The following is a 6,598-nucleotide window of genomic DNA, read 5'->3' as shown; positions in this document are numbered from 1 at the left end:
TGTGGTGATTGCCCTATTGGATGAAGATGACCTAGACAGAGCAGCAGATCTGCTCAAATTCAGTATGGAAGTCATGCCAAACAAAGCCATTCCTTATGACTTGGCAAGCGGTCAATCTGTTCCTTTGCTGTTTGAGGTAGGGGAAGATGATCTTGCACTCGATATCATCGAAAAAATCTCCCATAGATCCGTTCAGATGCTCGAATTTTACACCCGCACTAATCGTGATTATGACAGAGAAGCCATGATTTCCATTGAAATGCTGAAATTCTTTGTGCCGTTATTGGATGAAAGAGGGTATAAGGAGCTTTCGGAAAAACTAAAAAACGAGCTGGAAAAAATGCTTGGACCATCTGTCAGGGGCGGAGGTTTGATCGATCCGAAATAGCTATTCGCTACCGAATATTCGGTAGCGAATCCAGATAAATAGGATTTGTAATCCTACTAGCTATTCAAAAAACATAGGCTACCGGAATTACAAATTCCGGTTTATCTGTTCTCGAGATTACAAATCTCGAGAAGCACTAGCTTTATGCAATACAAAGAACAAATCCAAGCCTTTTTCGGGTGAGGATTCCAAGGTGTAATCATCATGGGTGATGTCGGTGACTGAATTTCCCTGTTGTTGGTGAAGTTTGTTCCTGTTCATCCTGTTAAGGATTTCATAGGGCCATCTCAGCACAAAAGCAGGTAATCGGTATTGAAGGTTAAGAACATCAAACCGCATAATCTTCTTGACAGATTTCCGGTTGGCTTCATGATAAGCCCAGATTTTTTCATTTCCCCCTATTCCCATTGGTTCTACTCTATCAAAAATATTTTTGCTCAAATCCTCCAACTGTTTGGGGGTATATTCCCTGATGTGCCATGGATTGCGGGAAAGGGTATGTTTGATGTTCGGAGTGGAAATAATGGCTTTGCCACCAGGCTTCAAAACTCTGTAGATTTCCTCCAAAAAAAGTCTGTCTTTCTGAATATGTTCAATAACCTGAAAACTAACTACTGTATCGTAGGTATTGTCGTCCAAATCAGAAAATGGTGGAATAACTGCTTGTTGAAAAACTGCCTTTGGGAATTTATTTTTGAGCCTGTCAATGACTTCCTGTATTTTGTCAATTCCCAGATAAGAATCGACTTGGTCCAAAAGCACTTCTACACCTCTTCCTTCACCGCATCCTACTTCAAGCAGATTTCCGCTGACCATGGGTTTGGTAGCAATATAGGCTTTAAGGAGACGTTGGTGAATTGGGTTGTCACTGATTAACTTATCGGAAGCGATTTCCGTTGTATAGGTAGCCATTTAAAATTTGATTAATTTGGGCAAAATTAAGGTTAATTTTTAATTGAAGATGATAAGACACAAAATCACCACGAAAATCACACCCTTCTTAGGCTTCCTTTTCTTATTTCTTGGATTTTCCAACCTCAGTCAGGCACAGCAGACTTTGGAAACACTTAATCAGGCATTGAGATATTCCAGATATGCACGATTGTCCTTGAGAATCATTCCTTTGCAGGAAGCAAACAGGTCTTTTGTTTTACAGATGCCCGTGGAGAAAATCGAGGAAAATCTAGAATTTGACACATACCAGTTTTCCTACGCGGTGTTGTCAGGATTCCAGGAACCAATAACAGCACAAAACCTCATCACCCTGACCAAGGAAGATGTTGTCAGGGAAACTGACTTTCATATTTATTTTGAAAAAAGGGTGACCATTCCCGATTCACAGGAAATGGCATTTGCCCTACTTCAAGTAACAGATACCCGGCAAGGAGATGTATATTATTACCACACAGACCTTATCAGTCCTTTTATTTTTGGACATTCAAATTTCTGGGCATACTACGAAGACGGTGTGCCCTTTGACCAAAGTTTTGTCATCCAAAAAGAACCGATAGAATTCAAAGGGAGGACAGTGGTCAATCTCCACAATTTTCATTACCCCGCTGCATTTGATGCACCACTGCCGCCAATGGAAATCCGTCCTGCGCCTGTTCCAAGAGAAATAAAAGTTGATTACAAAGGTAGTTTTATGGCCAACTTACCTGTCACATTTGATGAGGACGGATACTATTTCATTCAAGCAGATACCAACTCCACCCAAGGGATGATGCTCAAAGCGGTACCTGAAACTTTTCCCCGTATCAATGATTTTGATGAAATGGTAGATATGGTGGTTTACATTTCCACTAGGAGAGAACACGAAACATTGAAAGAAGCGGAAGACAAAAAAATTGCGCTTGATCAATATTGGTATGGCCTTACCAAAGATGAAGAATCCGCCAAAAAGCTGATCCGGGAATATTTCAAACAGATTGAATTTGCAAATATCCTATTTACAGATTTTAAAGAGGGCTGGAAATCAGACCGGGGGATGGTCTACACTGTTATGGGCCCGCCCAATGAAGTCAGCTTTAGATTGAACGGAGAAATCTGGTCATACGTTGGGGCCAACTCCAATTCAAAAATAACCTTTACCTTTGCACGCGTCAAAAATATTTTGACCCCAAATTATTATATACTCAACCGCTCAAGGGCCTTGCAGCCGGAATGGTTCAAAAGCATCACGACATGGAGAAACGCTCAGATGGTTTTCTGATCAATAAAGGAGACCACGAAAAGGATTTTATTTTTGGCACTAGGGCAGTAATGGAAGCCATCCACGCCCAAAAAGACATTGATAAGATATTGGTGGACAAAGAAGTCAATAATGAATTGATCAAAGAATTGCTTTCATTGGCCAAGGAGGAAAAAATCAACGTAGTCCGAGTCCCCGAAGCCAAGCTCAACAGAATCACTCGAAAAAACCATCAGGGAGTGGTGGCGCACATGTCAGCCATTCAATATGCTTCTTTGGACAATGTCATAGATGAGTGTTTTTCAAAAGGAATTGCTCCTTTGATACTTGTTTTGGACAGGATTACCGATGTTAGAAATTTTGGAGCCATGGCCAGGACGGCAGATTGTGCAGGAGTCCATGCCATCGTAATCCCCGAAAAAGGAAGTGCTCAAATCAATTCTGATGCAGTGAAAACCTCTGCAGGAGCGTTGAACCATCTACCCGTTTGCAGGGTGAAAAACCTGTATTACACCGTCAAGGACCTAAAGAAAATGGGCTTAAACGTAGTTAGTGTAACCGAAAAAACTGAACGTCTGATGTATGATGCAGACTTCACCTTACCTACAGCCCTGATCATGGGTTCAGAAGAAGACGGCATTTCCCAGGAATTGATGGGCATATCAGATGAGTTTGTCAAAATCCCCCTGTCCGGCAATATCGAAAGCCTTAATGTGTCTGTTTCTGTGGGTGTGGTGGTATATGAGGCGATTAGGCAAAGAAGGGAAGGATGAAGGTGGGGGGTTGGAAGTTTGGGAGTTGGAAGATAGGAGAAATCTTTGAACCCTTGAAGTTTTTAGACCCCTCCTGCCGTCGAGGTGACAAGGCTAAGCCTTATTAAATTCTTAAATGCTGTTATTTGATCAAAAAAAATCTTAAAAGCTTCAACTTTGTCACCGTTTTCAAGAACACACTGTCAACTGCGACTGACGCACTGCCCACTGCGACTGCTTACTGGAATCTGCCAACTGAGACTCCCTACTTCTCCCCCTCCTCCCCCGGCTTCACCAACTTTTCCTGAACAAGTCCTGGAAAATTCTTGACATATAGGTCTCTTTGTGGAAATGGTATTTCTATGTCGTTATTTTTGAATGCTTTAAAAATGCCTCTCATTACCTGATCACGGATCAATATCCAAATATCCACATCATTGACCCAAAACAACACCCTGAAATTAACAGAATTGTCTGCAAAAGTCTGCAAAAAAACTCTTGGCTCCGGGGCATTAAGAATTTCATCTTTTATAAGTTCCTTAGTAATCAATTCAGTGACCAGATCCATATCAGATTTATATGCAACACCTATGATCAGCTCAACCCTTCTCTTTTTATCAGAAAGAGTCCAATTGGTCAGTTGCTGTGCCAATAAATCGCCATTAGGTATGATTACTTCTGCACCATCCCAGTTTTTGATTTTGCTGGCCCGGATACCAATATCCTTGACCACACCCTCAACGCCGCCTACCTCTACGGTATCTCCGATCTGAATGGGTTTTTCGAATGCCAATATGATACCGGAGACCAAGTTATTGACTATCGTCTGCAATCCAAAACCAATACCTACAGACAAAGCACCCAAAACAATCGTTATTCTATCGATCGGAATTCCCGAGGCTGCTACAGCAATCAAAAAACCAACAATTAAAACTGCCAATCTCATCAGTAAAATCGAGGATCCATATTTTTTATTCCCCAAGCTGACATTTTGCTGGTCTTTGATCGATGCCGCATAGGCAACTGTGTTTGCAAGAAAAGTGGCAACATACACTACAACAAAAAAGACGGCGATTTGAGCAAAATTGAACGAGGCATTCAGAATACTCCTCTGTTTGGACAGGAAGCCACCAATGCCGGTAATCAGCGTATCCATAATACCCAAGCTTTCAAAAAAATAGTATCCCCAAATTGCAAATGCTATAAAAGAAAACAGCTTATTTACCTTATTCTGAATGTCATTGAAATCAATCATTGAGGTAAAATCACTTTCATTCTTCCTGCTTACCTCAAGTTGTAAGTAAATAAATTCCTTAATAAGGATTACAAAAAGCACCAACGCCACGGCATGCATCAGACTCAGTGTTGCAGAAATACCGATCATTTTGCTCAAACTGAACCTCCCCAAGATATTTGCGAGTATGGAAACTGAACAGAAAGCAATATATATCCTAGCAAAAATCCTGATATAGGGAGGAATATCGATCTCTTCTTTCTCTTTCTGTAATTTCAGTAATCGTAACCCAAGAAAAATTCCAAATACACTGAATACCAACAAATGCCATCTTTCCTGATAGGCTATTTCCCAATACAGATTGCTTGCAGTACTGAACAGAAAAAGAAAAAAAAGCATCCACCAAACTTGGTACAATTCCTTTCCTATTCGTCTTCTCAACAATATACCTGAAATAGTGACCATCACTACCAAGACAAGGGCAAAAAATGAAATGGGTGGATTAGGGTAGAAAAACGGTGCAACGGCCAAAACAATCATCATTGAGGTGACGAATGGGTATTTCGGAATATAATTCATTCTACCCAGAATTATCCCCGAGAATTCCTTTTCACTTCTGATTTTTTTAAGGTTTGACCCGATCCAATAGTTGATCAAAAATACCATAAGCACCAAAAAAATACTGATGCCCAAGTTGTTTCTGATATACCTGCTGACTATGGCCTGATTCAGATTTATGGAAACCCTAAAAATATCCACTAGCCTTTCAGTGGATGGAAAATCCCTGCGTTCCCATATGAAATTGGTCTCTTTGTCAAAAAGTGCTTTTTCCAGTCCTTTTTTTTGAAAAGCCAAGTTATCGCCTATCTCGTTGATCTTGATTGTAGTATTAGAAATCCTGGACTGAAAAGTCAGTGCCTGCAATCTTTGTGAATTTAATACACTGTCTGTTCTGGACAAATTAGATCTCAGATTTGAAATAGCTGATTGGTATTCGGGAAGCAATGTGGTATCGCGGAGATTATACCTCACGAGATCATCCTGTTTGATCGAATCAATTTTGGTTTTCACCGTGGAGAGGTTATCCACCCTGTCATTTACCAACTCTTCTATCGTTGCTATTCTGGAATTGATCGAAGTCATCAAGTTCTCAAGTGCATCCAAATACCTCAAGTTGATCTTTGTTTCGGCAGCTTCCAGTCTGCTCAACACAATCAAAAAAATCCCTTCGGCCATATTGATTTCATCGGTAATAAGCGTAGTATCCATTTCATTTTTCAAAGTCTTATTAAGCTCATTGACTTTTAAAGTATATACTTGGGTTTTCCGTATACTTTCTTCCAAAGAAGGTTTAGGTTCTCCTTTACTCGAATCTGTTTCATTTTTATTTGATATTATTAAGGAATCAAGCAAATCCTGTACATTGGTCACCTGCGCAGACACTTGGCTTTGCAGTGAGATCAGCATTGCGATCGAAAACAAAATTTTTATCAACTTCACCTCTATATTTTTTTTAAATGTAAGGAGAATTTAGTACGAATGTTGGGAAAATGGATTGGATTTCAGGGAAAAAAGCTAGAAGTCCGAAGTTGGGAAGATGACGATGTAAGAGGCGAGATGTGATGTGAGAGAATCAAGAACCAGAGACAAGAAGACGTATCCTTGTCACTTCGACGGAAGGAGAAGTCTAAATAAGTCGAAAACCGAAGCACGGGGTGTCTCCAATGATAGATTTTGAAAATGGGAGAAGGGTCTCCTGAGGAACAGTAAATGATAAATATAAACATAAATAGAACCTCTTGAGATCCCTAGTACCTACCAATGACAGATTTCTTAGCTGCCGTCACCCTGATCCCGATGGCTATATCGGGATCAGCATCTCACGAGGAACAGTAAATGATAAATTGAACATAAATAGAACCTCTTGAGACCCTTCGTGCCTACTAATGACGTGAACCTTAAAATACCCCTCGGCAAGCTCGGGGAACGGATGATTTGGTTAATTGAGGTGGGGGTTGGGAAAAGCGGCGGGG

The 6,598-nt window shown here is 40.6% G+C and carries 4 protein-coding genes and 1 pseudogene; 3 read left to right on the top strand and 2 right to left on the bottom strand.

From position 1 onward, the window contains the following. A pseudogene (locus ACEW8U_RS19595) lies at nt 1-388 on the top strand (DUF2723 domain-containing protein); the annotation flags it as partial. Nucleotides 389-505: 117 nt separating this feature from the next. Here ACEW8U_RS19595 and ACEW8U_RS19590 read toward each other — a convergent pair. Beyond that, on the bottom strand, nt 506-1,300 hold the full coding sequence (locus ACEW8U_RS19590; RefSeq protein ID WP_373523752.1) for a class I SAM-dependent methyltransferase: 795 nt from the start codon (nt 1,298-1,300) through the stop codon (nt 506-508). Between the two features lie 49 nt (nt 1,301-1,349). On the opposite strand from ACEW8U_RS19590, the gene ACEW8U_RS19585 reads away from it, so the two are divergent. After that, entirely contained in the window at nt 1,350-2,600 is a 1,251-nt protein-coding gene (locus ACEW8U_RS19585) for a GWxTD domain-containing protein (RefSeq protein WP_373523751.1), read from the top strand. Beyond that, nucleotides 2,573-3,352 (top strand): 23S rRNA (guanosine(2251)-2'-O)-methyltransferase RlmB, encoded by a 780-nt coding sequence (rlmB, locus tag ACEW8U_RS19580; RefSeq protein WP_373523750.1) that lies wholly within the window; start codon nt 2,573-2,575, stop codon nt 3,350-3,352. The genes ACEW8U_RS19585 and rlmB overlap by 28 nt, the downstream gene beginning before the upstream one ends. A gap of 244 nt (nt 3,353-3,596) precedes the next feature. Here rlmB and ACEW8U_RS19575 read toward each other — a convergent pair whose 3' ends face one another. Then, complete coding sequence (locus ACEW8U_RS19575; RefSeq protein WP_373523749.1) at nt 3,597-6,065, bottom strand: mechanosensitive ion channel domain-containing protein; 2,469 nt, start codon at nt 6,063-6,065, stop codon at nt 3,597-3,599. Nucleotides 6,066-6,598: the final 533 nt, after the last annotated feature.

This window comes from Aquiflexum sp. (assembly GCF_041751335.1).
Lineage (GTDB): Bacteria > Bacteroidota > Bacteroidia > Cytophagales > Cyclobacteriaceae > Aquiflexum.
The sequence above is the reverse complement of the archived record's forward strand: the minus strand, read 5'-3'. Positions and strand labels throughout refer to the sequence as shown.